This is a genomic window from Agromyces atrinae (genome assembly GCF_013407835.1).
Taxonomy (GTDB): domain Bacteria; phylum Actinomycetota; class Actinomycetes; order Actinomycetales; family Microbacteriaceae; genus Agromyces; species Agromyces atrinae.
In genome coordinates this window covers 538,788-561,928 of record NZ_JACCBI010000001.1, presented here as the reverse complement: position 1 = coordinate 561,928, position 23,141 = coordinate 538,788, and the positions used below count along the sequence as shown (strand labels likewise).

The window sequence follows — 23,141 nt, the reverse complement described above, 5'->3', positions numbered from 1 at the left end:
AGATCGCACAGAGTCAGGGTAGCACTCTCACTCGATGGCGAGTGCGACGACCGGTGAGACGCGCGTCGCGCGCCGCGACGGCGGTATCGACGCGATGACGGTGAGCGCCGCCGTCGAGACCACGACGCCCATGAGTACGGGCCACGGAACGGTCGGCACGACGATCTGCCGCGTCAGAGCGCCGAGGAGGGACTGCGCCGCCGCCCAGCCGTAGATGATGCCGAGCACGAGTCCGAAACCGACCGCGGCGATCGTCATCTGAGCGCTCTCGACGGTGATCGTCTGCCGCACCTGACGAGCGCTGAAGCCGATGGCGCGCAGCAGACCGAGCTCACGGGTGCGCTGGAGCACCGAGAGCGACAGGTTGTTGACGACGCCGACGGCGGCGATGACGGCCGAGAAGCCGACGAGCGACATGAAGATCGCGGTGCTCACCGTGATCGAGCTCTGCACGACGGCCATGACCTCGGGGTCGTCCTCGAAGCTCGACGTGACCATGTCGTTGTAGCTCGTCATCGCGACGGCGAAGAGCGTCACGAGCGTGACACCGATGACGAGACCGATCGTCGCCCGCGCGCTCCGCTCGGGGTGGCGCACGACGTTGGCCGCAGCGAGCCGTCCGGCGGCGCCCGGCGCGACGAGGCGGCCGACGAGCCGGAGGACGGAGGGCATGATGACGTGGGCGCCGAGGATGACGCCGGTGAACGACAGCACTCCCCCGACGAACGCGATGAAGAGGCCGAGCGGCGAGACGAAGCCGGCGACGACGCCGAGCACCAGGAAGGCTCCGCCGAGGACACCCAGGATGACGGAGGTCACCGTGCGGCCTCGGTGTGAGGCGAGCTCGGTCGCCGACTCCTCGACGGCCGCGGCGGTGGCGGCGACCGGCGACACCGTCGCGACCCGTCGCGAACCCACCCCTGCCGAGGCACCGGTAGTGAGCGCCACGATGACGACCGGCACGATGAGCACGACGTCGACGAGCGAGTACGCGAGATCGGGCAACCAGCCCTGCGCCATCCCGAGCGCGACACCGCCCACGGTGACGCCGAACCCGACGACGAGCCCGATGACGGCTCCGATGAACCCGATCATGAAGCCCTCGCGCACGACGCGTCGACGGAGCGTCCGTGACTGCGCGCCGAGAAGGCGGAGCAGGGCGATCTGGCGAGTCCGACCGGCGATGACCGTTGCGAACGTGTTGGCCGTGACGATCGCGCCGACATAGACCGCGATCAACGCGAACACGCCCGTCACAGCGGTGAGGCCGAGGCGCACGTTGCCCGAGGATCCGACGGCATCGTTCTCGATCACGGTGGTGAGCACCGACGTCGCCTCGAGGAGGACGACGCCGAACGCCGATGCCAGGGCGGTGACGACGAGCGTCGCCCCGTGGTCATGGGGTCGACTGATCGAGACGCTCATGCGGCCGACTCCATCCCGAGCATGATGCGCGAGATCTCCTCGGCGCTCGATCGCGGATGCTCGTCGACGATGCGTCCGTCGGCGAGGAAGACGATGCGGTCGGCGTAGCTCGCCGCGATGGGGTCGTGGGTGACCATCGCGATGCTCTGCCCCTCGACCTGGGCGGCCGACTGCAGCGTCGCGAGCACCTCTCGTCCCGTGCGCGAGTCGAGGCTTCCCGTCGGTTCGTCCGCGAACACGATGTCGGGCCCCGTGGCGAGTGCACGGGCGATCGCGACGCGCTGCTGCTGACCGCCCGAGAGCTCGTGCGGTCGGTGGGTGAGTCGCGGCGCGAGGCCCAGTCGGTCGACGAGGGCGTCGACACGGGCCTGCTCGGCGAGAGTCGGTCGACGGCCGTCGAGTTCGAACGGCAGCAGCACGTTGCCGCGCACGTCGAGCGTCGGTACGAGGTTGAACGCCTGGAACACGAAGCCGATGCGTCGCCGACGCACGAGCGTCAGTTGGGCGTCGTCCATGTCGGTGATGTCGGTGTCGCCGAGCCACACACGTCCGGCGCTCGGACTGTCGAGGCCGGCCATGACGTGCATGAGTGTCGACTTGCCCGATCCGCTCGGGCCCATGATGGCGGTGAACTCGCCGCGGCGGAGCCCGAACGAGATGCCGTCGAGGGCGCTGACGCGCGACGCGCCCGTGCCGTAGTGCTTCGTGAGGTCGGTGACCCGGGCGATGAGCCCGAGATCTGAGGGAGTGATCTGCATGACATCGACGCTACGGATGACGTCGTGGCGCCGAATCGGTCGCGAGTCGCGCCGACATACATCGACCGGATGATCTCAGTCGGCGAGGCCGTGCTCGTAGGCGAAGACGACGAGCTGCACACGATCGCGCAGCTCGAGCTTGGCGAGGATCCGACTGATGTGCGTCTTGACGGTCGCCTCGCTCAGGAACTCGGCGGCGGCGATCTCGGCGTTGCTGAGGCCCGCAGCGGCCAAGCCGAAGATCTCGCGCTCGCGCACGGTGAGGGCTGCGAACGATTCGGGCACGACGCGGGCGGACTGGGTGACGTGCGCGAACAGTTCGCGCGTCGCCGACGCGGCGATGACGGCATTGCCCTGGTGGACCGTGCGGATCGCGGCGAGCAGGAACTCGGGGTCGGCGTCCTTCAGCACGAAGCCGCTCGCTCCTGCGCGAATCGCCCGCGCGGCGTTCTCGTCGAGGTCGAAGGTCGTCAGCACGACGATGCGCGGCGCCGGCCTCGACGCCGTCGCGGCGTCGGCGAGGATCTCGGCCGTCGCGGCGATGCCGTCGAGAACCGGCATCCTGACATCCATCAGCAGCACGTCGATGGGGGTCGAGCGCGCGAGCGACACGGCCTCTCGTCCGTCGCCGGCCTCGCCGGCGAAAGCGAGATCGTCCTGCGATTCGATGAGCATGCGGATGCCGGCGCGGAAGAGCGCCTGGTCGTCGACGAGCCCCACTCGGATGACGGTCACAGCTCGTTCCTCTCTCCGGTGCGCGGAATCCAGGCGTCGACGACGAATGCACCACGTCCATCGGGACCGACGCTCAGTCGCCCGCCGGCGAGTTCGGCACGCTCACGCATGCCGGGGACGCCATGCCGCAACTGATCGGTGCGCGCGGGCGCGTCGTCGCGAGTCAGTGCACTCCGCACGACGAGTCTCACTCCCCCTGCCTCGGACACGACCGAGACCTCGACAGGGCGGGCACTGTCTCCGTGCCGCAGGGCGTTCGTGAGCGCCTCCTGAAGGATCCGGTACGCGGCGAGCTCGTGGCCCGCGCCGAGCGGCGGCACCGTCTCATCGATCGTGACGGCGAGGTCGAGCCCCGTGCTCCGCATCTGTTCGAGGAGGGCCGGCACGTCGGCGAGCGTGGGCTGGGGCATCTCGCCCTCACTGTGCCGCATCGCCGCGAGCAGCAAGCGCACCTCTCCCAGTGCGTCACGCGCGGTCGTCGCAATCGTCTGCAGTGCGGGCTCGACCGTCTCGGGCCGCGTCCGTGCCGCGTAGCGCGCCCCGTCCGACTGGGCGATCACGACGGCGAGCGAGTGCGCGACGACGTCGTGCATGTCGCGGGCGATGCGTCCGCGCTCCTGCTCGACGACATATCGGTACTGCGCGAACTGGCGATCGCGCGTCGCCTGCTCCTCGAGCCGGCGGCTCTCGCGCGAGGCCCCGAGCGCCCGCTGCAGGAAGCCGGTCGTCCACGCGAGAGCGAGCACGGCGAAGCACCCGGCGAGGATGACGACGATGAGCACGATGTCGCCGACACCGCCGTTTCGCCCCACCATGTCGAAACCGCGGGCGAGCGGAAGCAGGAAGCCGAGGTAGAGCGTCGCGAGAAGGGCACCGAGAGCAGCCGAGCCGAGCCCGACCCAGCGCACGACTCGCCCGCCGTAGGCCGCCGTGCCGTGCAGCACGGCGAGCACGGCGAGGTTTCCGAACTGCACGTCACGGATGCACGCCATCTGCACGATGGCCGCAGCCCACGCGACCGAGAGCGCGACGGTCGGCGAGAGGCGCCGGAACGCCGACGCGACCGCGAACACCGTGAGAAGGGCGACATCGAGTGCGCCCGTGCCGATGGTGAAGATGATCCCCGTGAGGAAGAACACTCCCGCGAGGGCGGCGTCGACGACGACCTGGGTACGGGGAATGTCGCGGAGCACTCCCCCACGCTACGCCGACCGATCGCCTCGAGGACGATCAGCGGCGCGAAATCATCCCTGCGATGTAGGCGATAGCGGCCGTCGCGGGCGACTCAGAAGCCGAGTCGACCAAGGAGCTTCGGGTCGCGCTGCCAGTCCTTCGCGACCTTGACGCGGAGCGAGAGGAACACCTTCGTGCCGATGAGAGGCTCGATCTGCGCGCGAGCGGTCGCCCCCACCTCGCGCAAGCGGCTGCCGCCCTTGCCGATGATGATGCCCTTCTGGCTGTCGCGCTCGACGAAGAGGTTGGCGTAGATGTCGGTCATCGAGCCGTCCTCGCGCTCGATCATGTCGTCGATAGTCACGGCGATGGAGTGCGGGAGCTCGTCGGAGACGCCCTCGAGTGCCGCCTCGCGGATGAACTCGGCGATGCGGTCTTCGAGGGTCTCGTCAGTGTGCGCCTCGTCGGGGTAGAGCGCCTGCGGCGATGCCGGCACGAGCTTCAGCAGCTCGGTCACGAAGACGTCGAGCTGGTCATCGGTGACCGCTGACAGCGGGATGATCGCCTCCCACTCACGCAGTTCGGAGACGGCCAGCAGCTGTTCGGCGACGCGCTTGCGGCCCACGGTATCGGTCTTCGTGACGATCGCGACCTTCTTGGCACGCGGGTAGAGATCGAGCTGCTCGTTGATGAAGCGGTCGCCCGGCCCGATCGTCTCGTCGGCGGGCACGCACAGGGCGATGACGTCGACGTCGCCGAGTGTCGACTGAACGAGAGAGTTGAGGCGCTCACCGAGGAGAGTGCGCGGCCGGTGGATGCCCGGCGTGTCGACGAGGATGAGCTGACCGTCGGGTCGGTGCACGATGCCGCGGATCGCGCGACGCGTCGTCTGCGGCTTGTTGCTCGTGATGGCGACCTTCTCGCCGACGAGGGCGTTCGTGAGGGTCGACTTGCCGACGTTCGGGCGCCCGACGATCGATACGAATCCTGCTCGGTACGTCGAGTCAGCCATGGGTGTTCCTTCCGGGGTCGGCGCCGAACGCCGTCTGCGCGTCGATGAGCGCTTGGTCACGCTCGACGATCACGGTTGCAATGCGTTTGCGGCGTCCTTCGGTGCGGTCGGCTTCGAGGAGCAGACCGCTCGTCGACGCCCGGTCTCCGCGTTCGGGGAGACGGCCGAGACTCTTGGCGAGCAGCCCTCCGACGGAGTCGACGTCGTCGTCCTCGAGCTCGAGTCCGAACAGTTCGCCGAGCTCGTCGATGGGCAGTCGCGCGTTCACGCGGTAGCGCCCGTCGCCGAGCTCCTCGACCTCGACGACCGCACGGTCGTACTCGTCGGAGATGTCTCCGACGAGCTCTTCGATGAGGTCTTCGAGCGTCACGAGGCCGGCGATCCCGCCGTACTCGTCGACGACCATCGCGATGTGGTTCGACTCGAGCTGCATCTTGCGCATGAGCGCGTCGACCTTCATCGACTCGGGCACGAAGCTCGCCGGGCGGGCGAGCTCGGCGACCGTCATGGTCTCGGCGTCGAGAGGACGCTCGAAACTCAGCTTCGCCAGGTCGCGGAGGTAGAGGATGCCGTCGACGTCGTCGGCCCCGCCCGCGATGACGGGCGCGCGCGAGATGCCCGTGCTGAGGAAGAGCGACATCGCCGCGCCGAGGTGCGTCGTCGAGTCGACCGTCACCATGTCGGTGCGCGGGATCATGACGGCGCGGACGACGGTCTCGTTGAACTCGAAGATCGAGTGGATGAGCTCGCGGTCGTCTTCCTCGAGCACGTCCTGCTCGGTGGCCTCGTCGACGAGGCTGAGGAACTGCTCCTCCGTGTCGAAACCGCCGACCGCGACGCGACCGGGCGTCACCTTGTTGCCGAGGGCGACGAGGGCGTTGGCGAGCGGGCCGAGAACCACGCGGATGAAGTGCACGAGAGGCGCGGTGAGACGGAGGATCGACGCCGCGTTCGCGCGGCCCACACTGCGTGGGCTCGCCCCCACGAGCACGAACGACACCGCCGTCATGATGAGCGCCGCGAGCAGCAGAGCGAGCCAGTCGTTGTCGATCGACGCGACGAACCCGAGGGTCACGAGCACGGCGGCCGAGGTCTCGGCCGTCACTCGCGCGAAGCTCACCGCCGTCACGTGCGCGCCACCGTCTTCGGCGATCGCGAGAAGCGAGCGCCGCCCGCGCGCGTTCTCGGCGAGGGCCGCGATGTCGGCGCGCGAGCTCGTCGAGATCGCCGCGTCGACGGCGGCCATGAGGCCACCGAAGGCGACGAGGACGAAAGCAGCGAGGAAGAGCCAGATGGCCATGGCTACCGGTGTCGCTCCTGCATCGAGAAGCCGACGAGGATGTCGCGCTGGATGCCGAACATCTCCTTCTCTTCGTCGGGCTCGGCGTGATCGAAGCCGAGGAGGTGCAGGATGCCGTGGGTCGTCAGGAGCAGGAGTTCATCGGTCATCGAGTGGCCGGCCGTCTGCGCCTGGGCCGCGGCGACCTGCGGGCACAGCACGATGTCGCCGAGGAGGCCGGCGGGCGTCGGGGTGTCTTCGGTTCCAGGCCGGAGCTCGTCCATGGGGAAGCTCAGCACGTCGGTGGGGCCGGGCTCGTCCATCCACTGCACGTGGAGCTGCTCCATCGCGCCCTCGTCGACGAGCACGATGGCGAGCTCGGCGTCGGCGTGCACGTGCATCGCGTCGAGGGCGTAGACGGCGAGGCGCTGGATGGCGGCCTCGTCGACCTCGATCGTCGACTCGTTGTTGATCTCGATGCTCATCGGGCTCCTCAGCCTCGTCTCGGAAGGCGGTCGCGCGGGCCCTGGCCGCGTCGTTCGGCGCGATTCGCGAACTCCTGCGCCTGCTCGCGCTCGAACTTCTTGGCCTGGGCACGGGCGTCGTGCTCGGTGTACGCATCGACGATGCGCCCCACGAGAGTGTGGCGCACGACGTCGTCGCTCGTGAGCCGCGCGAAGTGGATGTCGTCGATACCGTCGAGGATGCGCGACACGATGCGCAAGCCGCTCGCCCCGCCGGGGAGGTCGACCTGGGTGATGTCGCCCGTCACCACCATCTTCGAGCCGAAGCCCAGGCGGGTGAGGAACATCTTCATCTGTTCGGGCGTCGTGTTCTGCGCCTCGTCGAGCACGACGAACGAGTCGTTGAGCGTGCGGCCGCGCATGTAGGCGAGAGGTGCGACCTCGACCGTGCCCGCCGCGAGCAGCTTCGGCACGAGCTCGGGGTCCATCATCTCGTTGAGAGCGTCGTAGAGCGGCCGGAGGTACGGGTCGATCTTGTCGGTGAGCGTGCCCGGGAGGAAGCCCAGTCGCTCACCCGCCTCGACGGCGGGACGCGTGAGGATGATGCGGTTGACCTCCTTGCGCTGGAGCGCCTGAACGGCCTTCGCCATCGCGAGGTAGGTCTTTCCGGTACCGGCGGGACCGATACCGAAGGTGATCGTGTTGAGGTCGATCGCGTTGACGTAGTCGCTCTGACCCGCGGTCTTCGGCTTGATCGTCTTGCCGCGGCTCGACACGATGACCTGCCCGAGCATCTCGGACGGCTTCGCGCTCGGATCGGCGTCGAGGATGCGCGCCGAGGAGGTGACCTCGGTCGGCGTCACGTCCTGACCGGCACGGACGAGCTCGAGCAGCTCCTCGAAGAGGTGTCGTACCGACTCGACGTCGGCGGCGGGACCGCGGAGCGTGATGTCGTTGCCGCGAGCGTGCACCGCGACGCCCGGGAACTCCTGCTCGATGCGGGTCAGCAGGCGATCCTGCGGCCCGAGTAGACGCACCATCGCGATTCCGTCGATGTGCAGGCGCGTCTCGACCTCATCGGCCGGCGCACCTCCGGCGAGCTCGCGAGAGCTCACATCGTCATCCGACAAGTCCACGCTCCTCCAGTCCTCCGGCGAGCACATGGGCGTGCACGTGGAAGACGGTCTGTCCGGCGCCTGCGCCGGTGTTGAAGATCAATCTGAATTGGCCGTCGCCGTGATCGGCGGCGACGCCGCGTGCGACGTCGATCACCTCGGCGAGCAGGCCGGGGTCGCCCGCCGCGAGAGCGACGACATCGGCGTACTCGCCGGTCTTCGGGGTCACGACGACGTGCAGCGGAGCCTTCGGGGCGATATCGCGGAAGGCGATGACCCGGTCGGTCTCCGCCACGATCTCGGCGGGGATCTCGCGGGCGGCGATGCGCGTGAAGACGCTCGGTTCGGTCATGGCTCTATCTTAAGGCGCTGCCCCGACACGGGGGGCGGGGTCACCAGCGGCCGAGACGCGCGTTGACGAGCGCGAGCGCGGCGGGCCCCGCCGTCGACGTGCGGAGCACCTCGGGCCCGAGTCGCACGGCCTCGGCCCCGGCTGCGGCGAGAGACGCGAGCTCGGCATCGGAGACGCCGCCCTCGGGACCGACGACGAGCACGAGGTCGCGCTCATCGAGAGCGAGGGCCGAGAGCGCGACATCCGCCTCGGGATCGAGGACGAGCACGCGGCGCTCGCCGGCCAACCGTTCGAGCTCGCGCGTCGACGTGATCGGCTGCACGGTCGGCACGACGGGTCGGAGGGACTGCTTGCTCGCCTCGCGCACGATCGTCGACCAGCGCTCACGCCCGCGCTCGGCCTTCGGTCCGTCCCACCGCGACACCGATCGGCTCGCCGACCACGGGATGATCTCGTCGACGCCGAGCTCGGTCGCGGCCTGCACGGCTCGCTCGTCGCGGTCGCCCTTGGCGAGGGCCTGCGCGAGAGCGATCTGCGGGCGACGAGGCTCGCTGACCGTCATCCGTTCGACGACGATCGAGAGCTGCCGAGGCCCGGTCGAGGTGATCTCTCCCGTCACGACGAGTCCTCGCCCGTTGCCGATGGCGACCGACTCGCCGACCCGGAGACGCGACACCGTCACCGCATGACGACCTTCGTCGCCGCTCAGTTCGACGGTCGACCCGACACCGGCATCCGCCGGTTCGAGGTCGTCACGCAGGTAGAAGTGCGCCATGTCAGCCGAGGAAACGGTCGCGCAGACGCGCGAAGAGACCCTGCTGGAAGTGGCTGAGCTGCGGGTCGGCGTGCTTGTGCGACTTCGCGAACTGCTCGATGAGGTCGCGCTCGCGGCCGCTCAGCTTCGTCGGAGTGAGCACCTGGACGCCCACGCGAAGGTCGCCACGACCCGAACCGCGGAGCTTGGTGATGCCGCGGTCCTTCACCGTGATGACCTCGCCGGCCTGGAGGCCCGGCTTCAGTTCGACCTCGACGTCGCCGTCGAGCGCCTTGACGTGCGCCGTCGTGCCGAGGATCGCATCGGTCATCGAGACCTCGAGGGTGCAGAGCAGATCGTCGCCGTTGCGACTGAAGACGTCGTGGTTGCGCACCTTGATCTCGAGGTAGAGGTCGCCGTTCGCGCCCCCGGCGGGGCCGGCCTCGCCGCTGCCCGGCATCTGCAGACGGAGGCCCGTGTCGACGCCCGAGGGGATGTCGACGGGAACCGTACGACGAGCGCGCACGCGCCCCTGACCCTGGCAGGTGACGCACGGCGTGGCGATGATCGTGCCGTAGCCGCGGCAGGTGCCGCAGGGGCTCGACGTCATGACGTTGCCGAGGAGCGAGCGCACCGCGCGCTGGATGCTGCCCGAGCCGTGGCAGATGTCGCACGTGACGGGCGACGTGCCCGGCTGGCAGCACGAACCGTTGCACGTCTCGCAGCGGATCGCGGTGTCGACCTCGAGGTCGCGGTGCGTGCCGAACACGACCTCTTGCAGGTCGACCTCGACGCGGATGAGCGCGTCCTGACCCCGCTCGCTGCGCGAACGCGGGCCGCGCGATTGGCCGCCGCCCCCGAAGAAGGTCTCGAAGATGTCGCCGAAGCCGCCGAAGTTCTGGCCGCCCATGCCGCCCTGGCCGCCGCGGTCGTACTGCTCGCGCTGCCGCGGGTCGCTCAGCACGTCATACGCGTGCGTGACCTCCTTGAAGCGCTCCGACGCCTCGGCACCCGGGTTCACATCGGGGTGCAGCTGACGGGCGAGGCGTCGGTACGCCTTCTTGATCTCTTCGGTCGACGCGTCGCGCGCGACCCCGAGGACCTCGTAGTGGTCTGCCACAGGGGCGAGTCCTTTCGAATCAGTTGTCGCCGAGAAGGCGGGAGAGGTAACGGGCCACCGCGCGAACCGCGACGATGTTGCCCGAATAGTCCATGCGGGTCGGCCCCAGCACGCCGAGCCGCGAGAAGCCCGTCGCCGTGTTGAGGAAGCCCGTCGAGACGACGGAGGCGTCGCCGAGACCGAACGCCGCGTTCTCGCGGCCGATGCGCACGGCTACGCCGCTCACATCGTTCGTCATCTCTCCGAACAACCGGAGGAGCACGACTTGTTCCTCGATCGCCTCGATCACTCCGAGGATGTTGCCGGAGAAGTCCTGTTCGGTGCGCACGAGGTTCGCGGCGCCCGCGACGACGAGCCGCTCGTGACGCTGGGCGCCGGCTTGCTCGCCGAGCGCCTGCACGATCGTGCGCACCACGGCATCGTTGGCCGGTCCGAGATCGTCGCCCGTTGCGAGCCGCTCGACGGCATCGGCAAGCGCGAGGCCGCCGATCGCCGTGTTGATGCGGGCGCGGGCATCGCCGAGCACCGATTCGTCGATGACCGTCGGCAGTTCGACGATGCGCTGCTCGACGTGGCCGTTGTCGGCGATGAGGACCGTGAGCACGCGGGCCTCGCCGAGGGGCACGAGCTCGACGTGACGCACGCGGGCCGAACCGAAGGTCGGGTACTGCACGACCGCGAGCTGCTGGGTGAGCTGGGCGAGCAGGCGGACGGTGCGCGAGAGCAGTTCGTCGAGGTCGCTCGATTCGCCGAGGAACACCTCGATGGCCTGTCGCTGGGCGGGGCTCAGAGGGCGACCGTCGGTCAGCTGGTCGACGAAAACGCGGTATCCCTTGTCGGTGGGGATGCGGCCGGAGGACGTGTGCGGAGCCGCGATGAGCTCCTCTTCTTCGAGGAGCGCCATGTCGTTGCGGATCGTCGCAGCGGAGACGCCGAACGAATGCCGGTCGACGATCGTCTTGGAGCCGACGGGCTCGCGCGACGCGACGTAATCCTGCACGATGGCACGCAGCACGGCGAGGGCACGGTCCGAGACCACGGACGACTCCTCTCGCTTAGCACTCACAATCCGGGAGTGCTAATCATATCGCGTCATCCTGGCCGCAATCGTTGCCGCCCCGGCGAGGCAGCAGTAGTTTGTCGCTGTACCTCGACACCACCCCCCGAACACCGGAGACCCCACCATGACCGATCCGAATCAGCCGACTCCCCCGAGCGACGGACAGCAGAACCCCTACGGACAGGCCGCCGCCCAGCCGCTGAAGCCCGCCGACGACGTGCTGTGGGGCTCCCTCGCCCACCTCGGCGGCATCGTCGGCTTCCTGCCGTCGCTCATCATCTGGCTCGTCCTGAAGGACCGCGGGCCCTTCACGAACACCGAGGCGAAGGAAGCGCTGAACTTCCAGATCACGATCGCCATCGTCTACGTGATCGGTCTCGTGCTGACCGTGATCCTCATCGGCGGCCTCATCAGCCTCGCCGCGTGGGTCGTCAGCATCATCTTCTCGATCCTCGGCTTCCTCAAGGCGAAGCAGGGCGAGCACTACCGCTACCCCTTCGCCCTCCGACTCATCAAGTAAGGGCGAGCCGGACTCAAGCCACCGCGGCTCTGTGCCACAGTGGTCTGACCCGGTTCATTACAGCCTCGACAGGAGAGACATGTCCGAGTTCCCGCCTTCCGCACCTCCGCCCGCCGCACCGCCGCCTCCCGGCAACCCGTACGGGCAGCCGACCCAGCTGAGCCCTGCCGACGAGAAGCTGTGGGCGACGCTCATCCACATCGGCGGAATCTTCTTCTCGTTCCTGCCTGCCCTCATCGGCTACCTGATCCTGAAGGACAAGGGCCCGTTCATCCGGCTGCACACCGCCGCCGCGCTGAACTTCCAGATCTCCATCACGATCTACATCGTCGGCCTGTACATCCTCGGCTCGATCCTGCTGTTCGTCTTCGTGGGCATCGTGTTCTACATCGCCGCCTTCGCAGTCGGAGTCGCGGCGATCGTGTTCATGATCCTCGCGGCCGTCGCTGCGAACAAGGGTCAGCCGTACAGCTACCCGCTCACGATCACCTTCGTGCGCTGATCTGATCAGTCGCCGAGCAGCCGTCTGACGACGGCGTCCGCGAGAAGCCGCCCTCTCCGCGTCAACACGATGCGACCCGAGAGGGCGGCTTTCGCGTCGATGAGCTCATCCGCGATGAGGCCCGCGACAGCATGCCGCCCTTCGGCCTCGAGCGTCGATACGGCGAGGCCCTCGCGGATGCGCGAGAGCAGCAGAACCCGTTCGACGTGACGCGTCGCATCGTCGAGGGTCTCGCGACCGGCCGCGGGCGAGACGCCCGAATGCATGCGCTCGGCGTACGCCGCGGGATGCTTGACGTTCCACCAGCGCACGCCGCCGACGTGGCTGTGGGCTCCCGGGCCGACGCCCCACCAGTCATCCCCCCGCCAATAGGCGAGGTTGTGACGACTGCGATGACGGATGTCGGTCGCCCAGTTGCTCACTTCGTACCACTCGAGCCCGGCCGAGCCGAGCTTCTCGTCGACGTACTCGTACATGTCGGCCTGGAGGTCGTCGTCGGGGGCCGCGACCTCCCCGCGCTTGATCTGTCGGGCGAGCTTCGTGCCGTCTTCGACGATGAGGGCGTACGCGCTCACGTGGTCGGGCCGTTCGGCGAGCACGGCGTCGACGCTCGTCGCCCAGTCGTCGAGCGACTCCCCCGGCGTGCCGTAGATGAGGTCGAGACTCACGTCGAGTCCGGCTTCGCGCGCCCACGCGACGACGAGCGGGATGCGCTCGGGATCGTGCGTGCGCTCGAGGGTCGCGAGCACGTGCGGCACCGCCGACTGCATGCCGAAGGAGACGCGCGTGAACCCGCCGTCGGCGAGGCGCGCGAGGTAGTCGCGATCGACCGAGTCGGGGTTCGCCTCGGTCGTGACCTCGGCGTCGGCGGCGATTCCGTGCGTCGTGCGCACCTCGGCGAGCATGCGCACGAGATCGTCGACGGGGAGGAGCGTGGGCGTGCCGCCGCCGAAGAAGACCGTCGACGCCGCACGGGAGGGAACGGATGACTCGCGCAGCACCCGCACCGAGTCGCGCAGCTCGGCGATGGCCTCGTCGGCGTAATCCGACTGCTTCGCGCCGCGCAGCTCGGGGGTCGTGTAGGTGTTGAAGTCGCAGTAGCCGCAGCGCACCCGGCAGAACGGCACGTGGATGTACACGCCGAACGCGCGCTCGTCGGCATCCACGGCGGCCGAGGCCGGCAGGAGTCCGTCGAGAGGTGCGGGATCGCCGAGGGGTAGGGCTCCGGGCATCGTCAGCCGGCGACCGTCGTGGGATGCAGCGCCCGCAGGTACCGCGCCACGAACTTCTTCTGGATGCGCCGGATGATCGGCCAGACGAGACGGTACCGCGTGGTCGCGGGCCGCGAGAGCTGGCGGATCGTGAGCCACACCGAGCCGTCGTCGTGCCGATCGACGATGAAGCACTCCTCGCCGCTCAGCGGGTGGCCGGGCAGCGTGCCGATGCCGTAGCCGACGCGGTCGGGCTCTTCGATGACGAAGACGATTCGCATGGGGGCATCGAACTCGAAGGGACCGACCGAGAGCTTCTGCACGGCCGTCATGCCGGGTGCGATCCACGGCGTTCCGTCTTCGGTGAATCGCGCTTCGGGGCGGGCATCCGGCTGCTTCTCGAGCGGCGTGCCGTCGGGGCCGTAGACGATGCCCTGATACTGCTCGCCCGTTCCCGGGCTGATGTCGTCGAGGCGGATGCCGCTGTTGAGCGGGATGCCCCAGGTGAGGAGCGCGTGCGTGGCCGCCTCGAACCGGTCGTCGCCTGATCCGAGCCGGATGGCGTTCTCGCTCACGCGGTAACCGGTCGGCGGGAAGGTCAAGAGGTCAGGCGCGAGGGTGCCGCCGATCGCCCCGTAGGTGACCGCGTGATCGGTGAACGTACTCCGTCGCATGGCGCTACTTCTTGTCTTTCTTCTCCACGTCACCCGAGAGCGCGGCGATGAACGCCTCCTGAGGGACCTCGACGCGTCCGACCATCTTCATGCGCTTCTTTCCCTCCTTCTGCTTCTCGAGAAGCTTGCGCTTGCGCGAGATGTCGCCGCCGTAGCACTTCGCCAGGACGTCCTTACGCATGGCACGGATCGACTCGCGCGCGATGATGCGTGCACCGATCGCGGCCTGGATGGGAACCTCGAACTGCTGGCGCGGGATGAGCTCGCGAAGGCGCCCCGTCATGAGCACGCCGTACGCGTAGGCCTTGTCGCGGTGCACGATCGCCGAGAAGGCGTCGACCTGTTCGCCCTGCAGCAGGATGTCGACCTTGACGAGGTCGGCGGCCTGATCGCCCGTGGGCTCGTAGTCGAGTGACGCGTAGCCCGCGGTCTTCGACTTCAGCTGGTCGAAGAAGTCGAAGACGATCTCTCCGAGGGGCATGTTGTAGCGGATCTCGACGCGGTCCTCACCGAGGTACTCCATGCCGAGCAGCACGCCGCGGCGCGACTGACAGAGCTCCATGATCGTTCCGACATAGTCCTTCGGGGCGAGGATCGCGGCGCGCACCATGGGCTCGCGCACCTCGGAGATCTTCGCGCCGGTCGGGAACTCGCTCGGGTTCGTGACGGTGACGGTCTTCCGGTCTTCGGTCGTGACCTCGTAGACGACCGACGGGGCCGTCGCGATGAGGTCGAGTCCGAACTCGCGCTGCAGTCGCTCGGTGATGATCTCGAGGTGCAGCAGGCCGAGGAAGCCGCAGCGGAAGCCGAAGCCGAGGGCCACCGATGTCTCGGGCTCGTAGACGAGCGCCGCGTCGGAGAGCTTCAGCTTGTCGAGCGCCTCACGCAGTTCGGGGTAGTCGCTGCCGTCGATCGGGTAGAGACCCGAGAACACCATGGGCAGCGGCTCGGTGTAGCCGGGCAGCGCGTCCTCGGCAGGCTTCGCCGCGGTCGTGACGGTGTCGCCGACCTTCGAGAGACGGACATCCTTCACGCCGGTGATGAGGTAGCCGACCTCGCCGACGCCGAGGCCCTGAGTGGGCGTGGGCTCGGGCGCGCTGACACCGATCTCGAGGATCTCGTGCGTCGCGCGCGTCGACATCATCTGGATCTTCTCGCGCGGCGAGAGCTGGCCGTCGACCATGCGCACGTAGGTGACGACGCCGCGGTACGAGTCGTAGACCGAGTCGAAGATCATGGCGCGTGCGGGCGCGTCGGCGTCGCCCTTCGGCGCGGGGATGCGCTCGACGACGCGGTCGAGCAGCGACTCGACGCCGAGGCCCGTCTTGCCCGAGACCCGCAGCACGTCGTCGGGCGAGCCGCCGATGAGATCGGCGAGTTCACGCGCGTACTTTTCGGGGTCGGCCGCCGGCAGGTCGATCTTGTTGAGCACCGGGATTACTTCGAGATCGTTCTCGAGGGCGAGGTAGAGATTCGCGAGCGTCTGGGCCTCGATGCCCTGGGCCGCGTCGACGAGGAGGATCGCGCCTTCGCACGCCGCAAGCGAGCGCGAGACCTCGTAGCTGAAGTCGACGTGCCCGGGGGTGTCGATCATGTTGAGCGCGAAGGGCGAGTCGCCGACCTGCCACGGCATACGAACAGCCTGGCTCTTGATCGTGATGCCGCGTTCGCGCTCGATGTCCATGCGGTCGAGGTACTGCGCACGCATGTCGCGATCGGAGACGATGCCGGTGATCTGCAGCATGCGGTCGGCCAGGGTCGACTTGCCGTGGTCGATGTGGGCGATGATGCAGAAGTTACGGATCAGCGCAGGATCGGTGGCGGCAGGCACCGGCGGGTGAGCGGCTCGAGGAGACATATGTGACGATTCTCCCATGAGGCGGGCGTTCGGCGTGACTAGGCTGACGGCATGGATCGGCCCCGCGTCGTCTTCGTGCACGGCATCCGCACGTCCCGCACGATGTGGCGGGCCCAACTCGATGCGCTGAACGCTGCCGGGCGCGACGCCGTGGCGATCAATCTGCCCGGTCACGGCGACCGCATCGGCGAGTCGTTCACGGTCGACTCGGCACTCGCGGCGATCGACGACGAGGTCTCGCGTACGGACTCTCCCGTGCTCCTCGTCGGGCTGTCCCTCGGCGGATACTTCTCCATCCGCTACGCGGCGGAGCACCCCGACCGAGTCTCAGGTCTCGTCGCGGCGTCGTGCTCGAGCCTTCCGCGACGGGTGAGCGTCGGCGCGTATCGAGCACTCGCCCGCGGCATCCATCGCCTGCCCGACCGCGGGCTCGCGCTCCACAACGGGATGGCGCGGAGATTCGTCCCTCCCGCCGGCTTCGTCGATCTCGGGGCGGGCGGCGTCGCCCTCGACGTCATGGATGACGGCCTCGCAGCCGCGGGGCAGCTCGATCCGCTCCGCGACCTAGCCGCCTACCCGGGCCCGGTCTGGCTCGTCAACGGCGCGCTCGACCACTTCCGACTCGACGAGAGCCGGATGCTGCGCGCGTGCCGCGACGGCCGACGCGTACGCATTCCCGGCGCGACGCACCTCGCGAGCCTCGTGCGGCCCGAGGCATTCACGCGCGTCGTCGTCGACGCTCTCGAGACGGTCGATCGGCGTCTCGCGCGACACCCCGAACAGTGACTTTGGTTTCCCAGCCCGCTTCCTGGTAAAGTTGCCTGTTGGTTTGCGTGTGGGTCCCACCTCACACGGCTCGCCGGAAAGCGCCCCTCTACCGCGGCCCGGCATCTTCCGATCCACACACACAACGAAAGACGTACACACACGTGGCAAACATCAAGTCGCAGATCAAGCGCATCCGTACCAACGAGAAGGCTCACGAGCGCAACAAGGCCGTGAAGACCGGCGTCCGTTCGGCCGTCCGCGCCGCTCGCGAGGCAATCGCTTCGGGTGACAAGGACCAGGCCATCACCGCCGTTCGCGCCGCGAACCGCAAGCTCGACAAGGCCGTGAGCAAGGGCGTCATCCACAAGAACCAGGCTGCGAACCGCAAGTCGGCCATCGCGCGCCAGGTCGCAGCTCTCTGAGTTTCTGCACCACAGCCATGAAAGCCCCGCTTCGGCGGGGCTTTCGTGTTTCCCGGGGTTGGTGCGGCTCTCGCCGGACTTCGGCGTGCACGGATGCTGCAGGACACGCCCCGCAACGGCGTGTCGGCCGCGACACGCCGACGGCCGTGCCGATCGGCAGCATCCGTGACCGGTGACGCGGTTCAACGTCGGGCGTGAGCCGGGCGTTGCTGGCCAGCCTGTGTGCCGGAGGCTACGCGCGACCGCGTGAGGCGATGACGCTCACGAGTCGTTCGAGGGCGTAGATCGGGTCACGGCTGGCGCCCTTCACCGCGGCATCCGTCTCGGCGAGCGCCGTGATCGCACGGCCGAGGCCCTCGTCATCCCACCCGGCGAGGTCGCGCCGGGCACGATCGATCTGCCACGGTGCCATGCCGAGCTTGCCGGCGAGCTGCCCGGACGAGCCTCGCTCGCCCGCGACCTTCGCCATTCCGCGTACCTTCATGGCGAAAGCGGCGACGAGGGGCACGGGGTCGGCGCCGGATGACAGTGCCTGGCGAAGACCGACGAGGGCATCGCCGTGCCGACCGGCGATCGCGGCGTCGGCGACGGTGAACGCACTCGTCTCGACGCGCCCGCCGTAGTAGCGCGCGACGGTCGCTTCGGTGATCTCGCCCGAGACGTCGCTCATGAGCTGGCGGCATGCGGCCGACAGCTCGCCGATGTCGTCGGAGAAGGCGGAGACGAGCGCGCGCAGCGCGCCGGGCGCGACCTTCCGGCCTTCGGAACGGAACTCGGCCGTCGCGAAGTCGTACTTCTCCTGGTCCTTCTTGAGTTCGGCGCACACGATCTCGATGGCGACACCCGACGCGGCGCGAATGGCGTCGAGCAGCTTCTTGCCGCGAACTCCCCCGCCATGCCGCAGCACGACGACGGTGTCTTCGGCCGGAGACGACAGGTAGTCGATCGCGTCGACGATGAAGTCGTCGGAGCACTTCTCGACGGATGACACGCGAATCAGTCGCGGTTCGCCGAAGAGCGACGGGCTCGCGAGCGTCATGAGCTCGCCGCGCGCGTAGCCGTCGGCGGCGATGTCGGTGACCTCGAGCGAGGGGTCTTCGCCGCGCAGGAAATCGCGGAGGCGCGTGATCGCCCGTTCGGCGAGGAAGGTCTCGGTACCCGAGACGAGGATGACGGAGGCGGGTCGGATCTCGTTCCACGACAGCTGCGGAATGGCCGCTTTCGCGGTCTTCGCCGCCTTCGCCGGAGCGCTTCGAGTAGCCACGCGTTCCCCTGCTTCCTGCGCCGTGTGCGTCGCTCAAGTCTAGGGCGGGGCACCGACACCGCCGCGCCCCGCGAGCGCCCGCGAAGTTATCCACACCCATTGCAAGCGTTTCCAGTATTCGCCATTCTCGGATGAGGGAAGGAGCGACTGATGACCGAGAACACGATCTATCTCGACGCCGATACGGTGAACGACAGCATCGCTCGACTGAGCCGCGCGGGTGACGACATCGTCGATCACCAGTTCGCGTTTCGCGAAGTAGTCCCCGCAGCCTTTCGCGAGACGGAACCGTTCGATCGAGCGCTTCATGCTTACGGGTGGATGGCTTCGCTCGTCGCTCGCTCGACGGCTACCCACGCGCATCACTGCGCCGAGAGTTTGTCCGACGCCGCCGACGATCTCATTGCGATCGATTCCCGCGCGCAGCGCCTCCTCGTCGAACTCGCCCATCAACTGCAGGCAGGTAGCGATCAGTGAGCGCCTATGACGAACTGGGTCGGATTGCGGGCGCACCTCCGTTCGGACTCGCAAGCGAATCTGCCTCGCTCGCCTCAGAGCTCGACACGACGCGCGAGGCCTTCAGGGTTACCGCACGAGATGTAGGAATCGGAGGCCGCACGGGAATCGCTGCGGCGACGTCAATTGCGGGCGCTGCCGCGATCGCCGGCCGCAACGCCGAGGCTGCGCGGCACGCACGCGTCGCGATCGATAGCGCCAACGCGGCTCTCGATGAAGCCCGCCGCGAGTTCGCTCACCTGGTCGACCTCGAGGTCGCAGACGACGTAGCCGACGCCATGCTCTCGGGCGGATTCGTCTCGATGGGGCCCGCGGGCGCACTCACGGGCGCTGCCGGGCTCACGTTCCTTCGCGCAGTGCTCGACAATGAACGCGAACGCCGAGCTACGGCCGCGCTCAACCGGCTCCGCTCATCACTGGAGTCGGCCGCCGACGGGTTGACGAAAGCGACGGATGCGATGACGGCTCTGCTCGATCGTGGTGCCACACCGCCTCCGTTCCCGCTCGACCGACCAGAGCACGACATGTCCCCGTGGGAACTCGGGTCGGAATGGCTGTCGGGCAAAGGCAATCACCGAGACTTCTCGGAAGGCGATGCGTTCACGGAGTTGCTGCGCTCGCACCCGTTCTATGATCAACTCCGCCGTGACCTCACACAGTTGGCACGAGACGGAAAGCTCGACGTTTCGTTCTCGAGCGACGATGAGGATGCAGTCGCTTTGAAGACGTCTTATAGCTTGCGCGGAACTGAGGGAATCGGAAAGTTCATCGGTGACTACTCCACACTTCTCACGGGAGGCGCGACGGGGAATCTGGCCGTCACGTATCTCGGCTCGCATGACGTAGAGGCGAAAGTCATTGGTCAGAATCCACGCGGGAGTTACGAGGTCGAGCTGACCGTGGTGAATGCGTCCAGCCTCGAGTCCGCCACGCGCGTGCCGGTGATCGGCTACGACCCGTGGTATCGAAAATCGATCGGCGCGATATGGAATGGCATTGCAGAGAGTTCGGTCGCTGGACGTCGCACCACTCAAACGATCACATGGACAGAAACGATCAGTCCGTGAAGCGACTCCATGTAGCAGGTGCGCTCGCTCTTGCCCTGACGCTTTCCAGCTGTGCCCTTGTGGACCTGCCGAGTTATGAGGACATGCTCGATGAGTCAAAAGTGCGCGAGGCGATCGTCGCCGTCGGAACGCCGAATGTGCTCGATGCGGCCGTCTCAGTTTCCGTCGACGCTGACGTGACCGTGAAGGTGATCCTGACTGTTGATGAGGCACTCTTCGAAGCGCCGTCGCTATGCACGGTGGCTGCAGTCGCCGTTGAAACTGTCCCCTTCTCGGTCGACCGACTGTCCATCGGTATCCATCCAACCGACGACGGTGCGGCCCCCTTGGACGCTCGACAGTTCTTCGATGAACTCGGCGTGACCGCCTCGGAGGATCCTCTGGACAGGGCCGGAGTGGACTGGGCGGACGCCGAGGCGCTTGCGGACCGGTGCTCGTGAGGACGACTTACTCGGCAGCCGCCGCGTGCGGCGAGAGGGGCATGGATCTGATTCAGCGACCGCCGCGCCGTCGCATGCCGCTGACGGCAGTCCTCGTGATCGGCCTGGCGCTCTCTCTGGGACTCTCGGGCTGCGGTCTTCTCCGCTCGAGTCACGCCGACAAGTTGCGCGAGTCCACGATGGAAGACGCCGTCATTGCAGCGGGATCACCCGGAGTGGAATTCGCCGGCGTATCGGTGTCGACGATCGAGGACGTGAACCTGAGACTCTCGCTCCGGATCGACACCGAGTTGTTCGACGCCCTCACGCTCTGTCACACCATCGTCACGGCGGAACGTACCGCTCCCTTCGGGGCGGATCGACTGACGATCGATCTGGTCGATACGGAGAGTGCCGAGCAGCTCAACGCCCACGACTACCTCGCCGAACTCCGACTGAACATCGATGACAGCGCTGGATGGTCGGCTCTCTGGTGGGATGACGTCGAGAAGATCTCGGCTATCTGCGGCTAGGCACCGCTCGCGACAGGAGGACGACAGATGAAGACAGCGCCGATCGCCGCGCTCGCCGTGACGACTCTCGCACTCACCGGTTGCGCGAGCTTCTTCTCCGATCACACCGAAGCTCTTGAGAACTCCGTCACCCGTGAGGCGATCCTCGTTGCGGGCGCGCCCACCGTGACCGACGCCAGACTCTCGGCTTTCGTCGATCACGACGTCATCGTGACGATGTTCCTGAGAGTCGACGAGTCGTTCTCCGCACTCACTCTGTGCCACACGATCGCGGCCGCCGTCGACCACATCCCGTTCTCCGTCGACACGCTCAAGCTCGGCATCGCAGCACCCGACGACAGTCACGATGTCGACTCCGAAGCCCTCCTCGCCGAACTCGGAGTCTCGAGCGATGACGAGAGCCTCGGCGAGCTGCCGTGGGATGTCGCCGAGGCGGTCGCTCTGACCTGCGATCGCCGAGAGACGCAGTCCGAACGCGGGCGCGACCGTCACGATGCGCGAGTGTCATCCGAAGGCATCGCCACCGGGTGGTGACCGCTCGAACCACGCGCTGAGGCCGTCATCTGACCGAGCGAGGACGATGAGGCCGAGCTGATCGGTGCGGAGCGCGTGCGCCCCGGTGTCGCTCAGCGTCTGGAGGATCGACTCGGCGGGATGCCCGTACCCGTTGTCTGCACCCACCGAGATGATCCCGACCTCCGCGCGAGCGTCCTGGTAGACCTCAGCGAGCTGATCGGCCGAACCGTGGTGCGCGACCTTCACGACGTCGACATCCGGAACGGCCGACGTCGCGAGCAATGCACGTTGCGAGTCTTCGCCGAGATCACCGAGGAAGAGCGAACGCACACCCTCGGCATCCATCACCATCGAGACGCTCGCATCGTTCCCCGCCTCCGCCGCAGGGTCCTTCGCGTCCGGCCACAACACGCTCCACCAGACTCCACCGATCCGGCCATGGTCGCCGGCGACGACCTCATGGATCTCGGCGCCGCCGTCGGCGAGTTGCGCGAGGAGGTCGGAGCCGCGGGGGTCGGGCACTCCCCCGGTCACTACGGCATCGACGCGACCGACGATCGCGTCGGTTCCGCCGATGTGATCGAGGTCGAAGTGCGAGATGACGAAGACATCGAGGCGATCGATGCCGAGCTGGTCGAGACACCGCGAGAGCGCTTCCGGGTCGGGGCCCGAGTCGACGAGCACGTGAACATCGCCGCTCCGCACGACGACGGCATCGCCCTGCCCGATGTCGCACGCGGCCATCGACCAGTCGGCCGGCAAAGACGCCGTCCGAAGCCGCGGCGTGACGAGAGCGGCACCGACATAGCTCCCGACCGCGACCACGACGATAGCGATCGCGACGCCCCGCACGAGCACACGACGACGCCCGGCGAGTGCGACGCCGAGGGCAGCGAGCGTGACGATGACGATCACGAGAAATCCGACGAGGCCGTCCATCCACGGCACCCGGGCACCGGGAAGGGCCGCCGCGGTGTGAGCGATCGCCGCGATCCACGACGCCGGCGCCCACGCGATCTGTGCCGCCGCGTAGGCGACGCCGGGCAGAACGGGCAGCACGAGGCATGCCACGAGACCGAGCACCGTACCGACGGGCGCCGCCGGCGCCGCCAGGAGGTTCGCGGCGACCCCGTAGAGCGGCAGGCTCGGTTCGAGCAGGATGAGCACGGGCTGGCAGGCGAGTTGAGCGGCCAACGGGATCGCGAGCACACGAGCGAGGGATGACGGCATCCAGCGTTCCAGTGCTCGAGAGAGTGGCGACGTGAGAACGAGAAGCCCTGCCGTCGCGAGAACCGACAGCGCGAAGCCGTAATCGCGCGACATCCACGGATCGAGCACGAGCAGCACGACGACGGCGAGAGCCAGGGCGGGGAGCCCGCCGCCCTGACGACCGCGCGCGAGCGACACGAGCACGATGAGCGCCATGACTCCGGCCCGGACGACGCTCGCTTCCGGTGTCACGAGGACCACGAAGCCGAGCAGCGCGACGGCCGCCAGAGCGATCCGCACTCCCCGCGGGACGCGCGCGGCCGCGCCGAGGAGCATCACGGCGGCGACCACGATGGCACAGTTCGCGCCCGACACGGCCGTCAGGTGGCTGAGCGAACTGAGTTGCACTCTGTTA

Annotated in this window: 26 protein-coding genes; 9 read left to right on the top strand and 17 right to left on the bottom strand. The window is 68.0% G+C overall.

What is annotated here, in order from left to right:
• Positions 1-27: 27 nt before the first annotated feature.
• The 12 genes from BJ972_RS02730 to hrcA all read right to left on the bottom strand — a co-directional run bounded on the left by BJ972_RS02730 (position 28) and on the right by hrcA (position 11,226).
• Positions 28-1,425, bottom strand: a complete 1,398-nt coding sequence (locus BJ972_RS02730) for an ABC transporter permease (RefSeq protein WP_129175197.1) — start codon at positions 1,423-1,425, stop codon at positions 28-30.
• Positions 1,422-2,183 carry an ABC transporter ATP-binding protein gene (locus tag BJ972_RS02725; RefSeq protein ID WP_129175195.1) on the bottom strand — a complete coding sequence of 254 codons (762 nt, stop codon included), beginning with the start codon at positions 2,181-2,183 and terminating at the stop codon, positions 1,422-1,424. Before BJ972_RS02725 ends, BJ972_RS02730 begins: the two co-directional genes overlap by 4 nt.
• 75 nt (positions 2,184-2,258) lie before the next feature.
• Positions 2,259-2,918 (bottom strand): response regulator, encoded by a 660-nt coding sequence (locus BJ972_RS02720; RefSeq protein ID WP_129175193.1) that lies wholly within the window; start codon positions 2,916-2,918, stop codon positions 2,259-2,261.
• The gene (locus tag BJ972_RS02715; protein ID WP_129175191.1) at positions 2,915-4,111 is read right to left on the bottom strand and encodes a sensor histidine kinase; all 1,197 of its coding nucleotides are present in this window, start codon (positions 4,109-4,111) and stop codon (positions 2,915-2,917) included. Before BJ972_RS02715 ends, BJ972_RS02720 begins: the two co-directional genes overlap by 4 nt.
• Before the next feature lie 92 nt (positions 4,112-4,203).
• Positions 4,204-5,103: a GTPase Era gene (gene era / locus BJ972_RS02710; protein WP_129175190.1), complete on the bottom strand. Its 900-nt coding sequence runs from the start codon at positions 5,101-5,103 to the stop codon at positions 4,204-4,206.
• A complete protein-coding gene (locus BJ972_RS02705; RefSeq protein WP_129175189.1) occupies positions 5,096-6,403 on the bottom strand; it encodes a hemolysin family protein in 1,308 nt (435 codons plus the stop codon). The genes era and BJ972_RS02705 overlap by 8 nt, the downstream gene beginning before the upstream one ends.
• Before the next feature lie 2 nt (positions 6,404-6,405).
• Complete coding sequence (ybeY, locus tag BJ972_RS02700; RefSeq protein ID WP_129175187.1) at positions 6,406-6,867, bottom strand: rRNA maturation RNase YbeY; 462 nt, start codon at positions 6,865-6,867, stop codon at positions 6,406-6,408.
• A gap of 8 nt (positions 6,868-6,875) precedes the next feature.
• Positions 6,876-7,886 carry a PhoH family protein gene (locus BJ972_RS02695; protein WP_241830822.1) on the bottom strand — a complete coding sequence of 337 codons (1,011 nt, stop codon included), beginning with the start codon at positions 7,884-7,886 and terminating at the stop codon, positions 6,876-6,878.
• Positions 7,887-7,965: 79 nt separating this feature from the next.
• Positions 7,966-8,313, bottom strand: a complete 348-nt coding sequence (locus BJ972_RS02690) for an HIT domain-containing protein (RefSeq protein WP_129175183.1) — start codon at positions 8,311-8,313, stop codon at positions 7,966-7,968.
• Positions 8,314-8,353: 40 nt separating this feature from the next.
• Positions 8,354-9,088, bottom strand: coding sequence for a 16S rRNA (uracil(1498)-N(3))-methyltransferase (locus tag BJ972_RS02685; RefSeq protein ID WP_129175181.1), 735 nt, complete (start codon positions 9,086-9,088; stop codon positions 8,354-8,356).
• Position 9,089: 1 nt separating this feature from the next.
• A complete protein-coding gene (gene dnaJ / locus BJ972_RS02680; RefSeq protein ID WP_129175179.1) occupies positions 9,090-10,187 on the bottom strand; it encodes a molecular chaperone DnaJ in 1,098 nt (365 codons plus the stop codon).
• 19 nt (positions 10,188-10,206) lie between these two features.
• Positions 10,207-11,226 (bottom strand): heat-inducible transcriptional repressor HrcA, encoded by a 1,020-nt coding sequence (gene hrcA / locus BJ972_RS02675; RefSeq protein ID WP_129175177.1) that lies wholly within the window; start codon positions 11,224-11,226, stop codon positions 10,207-10,209.
• Positions 11,227-11,371: 145 nt separating this feature from the next.
• Between hrcA and BJ972_RS02670 the strand changes: the two genes are divergently transcribed.
• Positions 11,372-11,767, top strand: coding sequence for a DUF4870 domain-containing protein (locus tag BJ972_RS02670; protein ID WP_129175175.1), 396 nt, complete (start codon positions 11,372-11,374; stop codon positions 11,765-11,767).
• Positions 11,768-11,846: 79 nt separating this feature from the next.
• A complete protein-coding gene (locus BJ972_RS02665) occupies positions 11,847-12,269 on the top strand; it encodes a DUF4870 domain-containing protein (protein WP_129175173.1) in 423 nt (140 codons plus the stop codon).
• 5 nt (positions 12,270-12,274) lie between these two features.
• Here the strand turns inward: BJ972_RS02665 and hemW are convergent, their stop codons facing one another.
• From hemW to lepA, 3 genes are read right to left on the bottom strand one after another with little or no spacing between them, the layout of a single operon-like run.
• A complete protein-coding gene (gene hemW / locus BJ972_RS02660; RefSeq protein ID WP_129175171.1) occupies positions 12,275-13,501 on the bottom strand; it encodes a radical SAM family heme chaperone HemW in 1,227 nt (408 codons plus the stop codon).
• A gap of 2 nt (positions 13,502-13,503) precedes the next feature.
• A complete protein-coding gene (locus BJ972_RS02655; RefSeq protein ID WP_129175169.1) occupies positions 13,504-14,154 on the bottom strand; it encodes a DUF1990 domain-containing protein in 651 nt (216 codons plus the stop codon).
• Between the two features lie 4 nt (positions 14,155-14,158).
• Positions 14,159-16,012 carry a translation elongation factor 4 gene (lepA, locus tag BJ972_RS02650; RefSeq protein ID WP_129175167.1) on the bottom strand — a complete coding sequence of 618 codons (1,854 nt, stop codon included), beginning with the start codon at positions 16,010-16,012 and terminating at the stop codon, positions 14,159-14,161.
• A gap of 51 nt (positions 16,013-16,063) precedes the next feature.
• Here lepA and BJ972_RS02645 point away from each other — a divergent pair, with 51 nt between their 5' ends.
• Positions 16,064-16,798 carry an alpha/beta fold hydrolase gene (locus BJ972_RS02645; RefSeq protein WP_129175165.1) on the top strand — a complete coding sequence of 245 codons (735 nt, stop codon included), beginning with the start codon at positions 16,064-16,066 and terminating at the stop codon, positions 16,796-16,798.
• A gap of 143 nt (positions 16,799-16,941) precedes the next feature.
• Positions 16,942-17,202, top strand: a complete 261-nt coding sequence (rpsT, locus tag BJ972_RS02640) for a 30S ribosomal protein S20 (RefSeq protein ID WP_129175164.1) — start codon at positions 16,942-16,944, stop codon at positions 17,200-17,202.
• A gap of 232 nt (positions 17,203-17,434) precedes the next feature.
• Here the strand turns inward: rpsT and holA are convergent, their stop codons facing one another.
• Positions 17,435-18,466, bottom strand: a complete 1,032-nt coding sequence (holA, locus tag BJ972_RS02635) for a DNA polymerase III subunit delta (RefSeq protein WP_129175162.1) — start codon at positions 18,464-18,466, stop codon at positions 17,435-17,437.
• A 150-nt stretch (positions 18,467-18,616) separates the two neighbouring features.
• Here holA and BJ972_RS02630 point away from each other — a divergent pair, with 150 nt between their 5' ends.
• Genes BJ972_RS02630 through BJ972_RS02610 form a run of 5 tightly spaced genes read left to right on the top strand, consistent with a single transcriptional unit; the run spans position 18,617 to position 21,535 of the window.
• Positions 18,617-18,943, top strand: a complete 327-nt coding sequence (locus BJ972_RS02630; protein WP_129175160.1) for a hypothetical protein — start codon at positions 18,617-18,619, stop codon at positions 18,941-18,943.
• Positions 18,940-20,049, top strand: coding sequence for a hypothetical protein (locus BJ972_RS02625; RefSeq protein WP_129175158.1), 1,110 nt, complete (start codon positions 18,940-18,942; stop codon positions 20,047-20,049). The genes BJ972_RS02630 and BJ972_RS02625 overlap by 4 nt, the downstream gene beginning before the upstream one ends.
• The gene (locus BJ972_RS02620; protein ID WP_129175156.1) at positions 20,046-20,489 is read left to right on the top strand and encodes a hypothetical protein; all 444 of its coding nucleotides are present in this window, start codon (positions 20,046-20,048) and stop codon (positions 20,487-20,489) included. Before BJ972_RS02625 ends, BJ972_RS02620 begins: the two co-directional genes overlap by 4 nt.
• A 41-nt stretch (positions 20,490-20,530) precedes the next feature.
• Complete coding sequence (locus BJ972_RS02615) at positions 20,531-21,001, top strand: hypothetical protein (RefSeq protein WP_179419912.1); 471 nt, start codon at positions 20,531-20,533, stop codon at positions 20,999-21,001.
• A gap of 27 nt (positions 21,002-21,028) precedes the next feature.
• A complete protein-coding gene (locus tag BJ972_RS02610) occupies positions 21,029-21,535 on the top strand; it encodes a hypothetical protein (RefSeq protein ID WP_129175152.1) in 507 nt (168 codons plus the stop codon).
• Here the strand turns inward: BJ972_RS02610 and BJ972_RS02605 are convergent.
• Complete coding sequence (locus BJ972_RS02605) at positions 21,506-23,134, bottom strand: ComEC/Rec2 family competence protein (RefSeq protein WP_164989936.1); 1,629 nt, start codon at positions 23,132-23,134, stop codon at positions 21,506-21,508. The genes BJ972_RS02610 and BJ972_RS02605 overlap by 30 nt on opposite strands.
• Positions 23,135-23,141 lie beyond the last annotated feature (7 nt).

Coding starts and splice junctions, on each gene's coding strand:
- hemW (WP_129175171.1), bottom strand. CDS start 13,501: ATGCCCGGAGCCCTACCCCTCGGCGATCCCGCACCTCTCGACGGACTC.
- lepA (WP_129175167.1), bottom strand. CDS start 16,012: ATGTCTCCTCGAGCCGCTCACCCGCCGGTGCCTGCCGCCACCGATCCT.
- BJ972_RS02695 (WP_241830822.1), bottom strand. CDS start 7,886: ATGGTGCGTCTACTCGGGCCGCAGGATCGCCTGCTGACCCGCATCGAG.
- era (WP_129175190.1), bottom strand. CDS start 5,103: ATGGCTGACTCGACGTACCGAGCAGGATTCGTATCGATCGTCGGGCGC.
- BJ972_RS02665 (WP_129175173.1), top strand. CDS start 11,847: ATGTCCGAGTTCCCGCCTTCCGCACCTCCGCCCGCCGCACCGCCGCCT.
- ybeY (WP_129175187.1), bottom strand. CDS start 6,867: ATGAGCATCGAGATCAACAACGAGTCGACGATCGAGGTCGACGAGGCC.
- BJ972_RS02630 (WP_129175160.1), top strand. CDS start 18,617: ATGACCGAGAACACGATCTATCTCGACGCCGATACGGTGAACGACAGC.
- BJ972_RS02725 (WP_129175195.1), bottom strand. CDS start 2,183: ATGCAGATCACTCCCTCAGATCTCGGGCTCATCGCCCGGGTCACCGAC.
- BJ972_RS02705 (WP_129175189.1), bottom strand. CDS start 6,403: ATGGCCATCTGGCTCTTCCTCGCTGCTTTCGTCCTCGTCGCCTTCGGT.
- BJ972_RS02610 (WP_129175152.1), top strand. CDS start 21,029: ATGAAGACAGCGCCGATCGCCGCGCTCGCCGTGACGACTCTCGCACTC.
- BJ972_RS02670 (WP_129175175.1), top strand. CDS start 11,372: ATGACCGATCCGAATCAGCCGACTCCCCCGAGCGACGGACAGCAGAAC.
- BJ972_RS02685 (WP_129175181.1), bottom strand. CDS start 9,088: ATGGCGCACTTCTACCTGCGTGACGACCTCGAACCGGCGGATGCCGGT.
- BJ972_RS02655 (WP_129175169.1), bottom strand. CDS start 14,154: ATGCGACGGAGTACGTTCACCGATCACGCGGTCACCTACGGGGCGATC.
- BJ972_RS02615 (WP_179419912.1), top strand. CDS start 20,531: ATGGATCTGATTCAGCGACCGCCGCGCCGTCGCATGCCGCTGACGGCA.
- BJ972_RS02690 (WP_129175183.1), bottom strand. CDS start 8,313: ATGACCGAACCGAGCGTCTTCACGCGCATCGCCGCCCGCGAGATCCCC.
- BJ972_RS02645 (WP_129175165.1), top strand. CDS start 16,064: ATGGATCGGCCCCGCGTCGTCTTCGTGCACGGCATCCGCACGTCCCGC.
- BJ972_RS02730 (WP_129175197.1), bottom strand. CDS start 1,425: ATGAGCGTCTCGATCAGTCGACCCCATGACCACGGGGCGACGCTCGTC.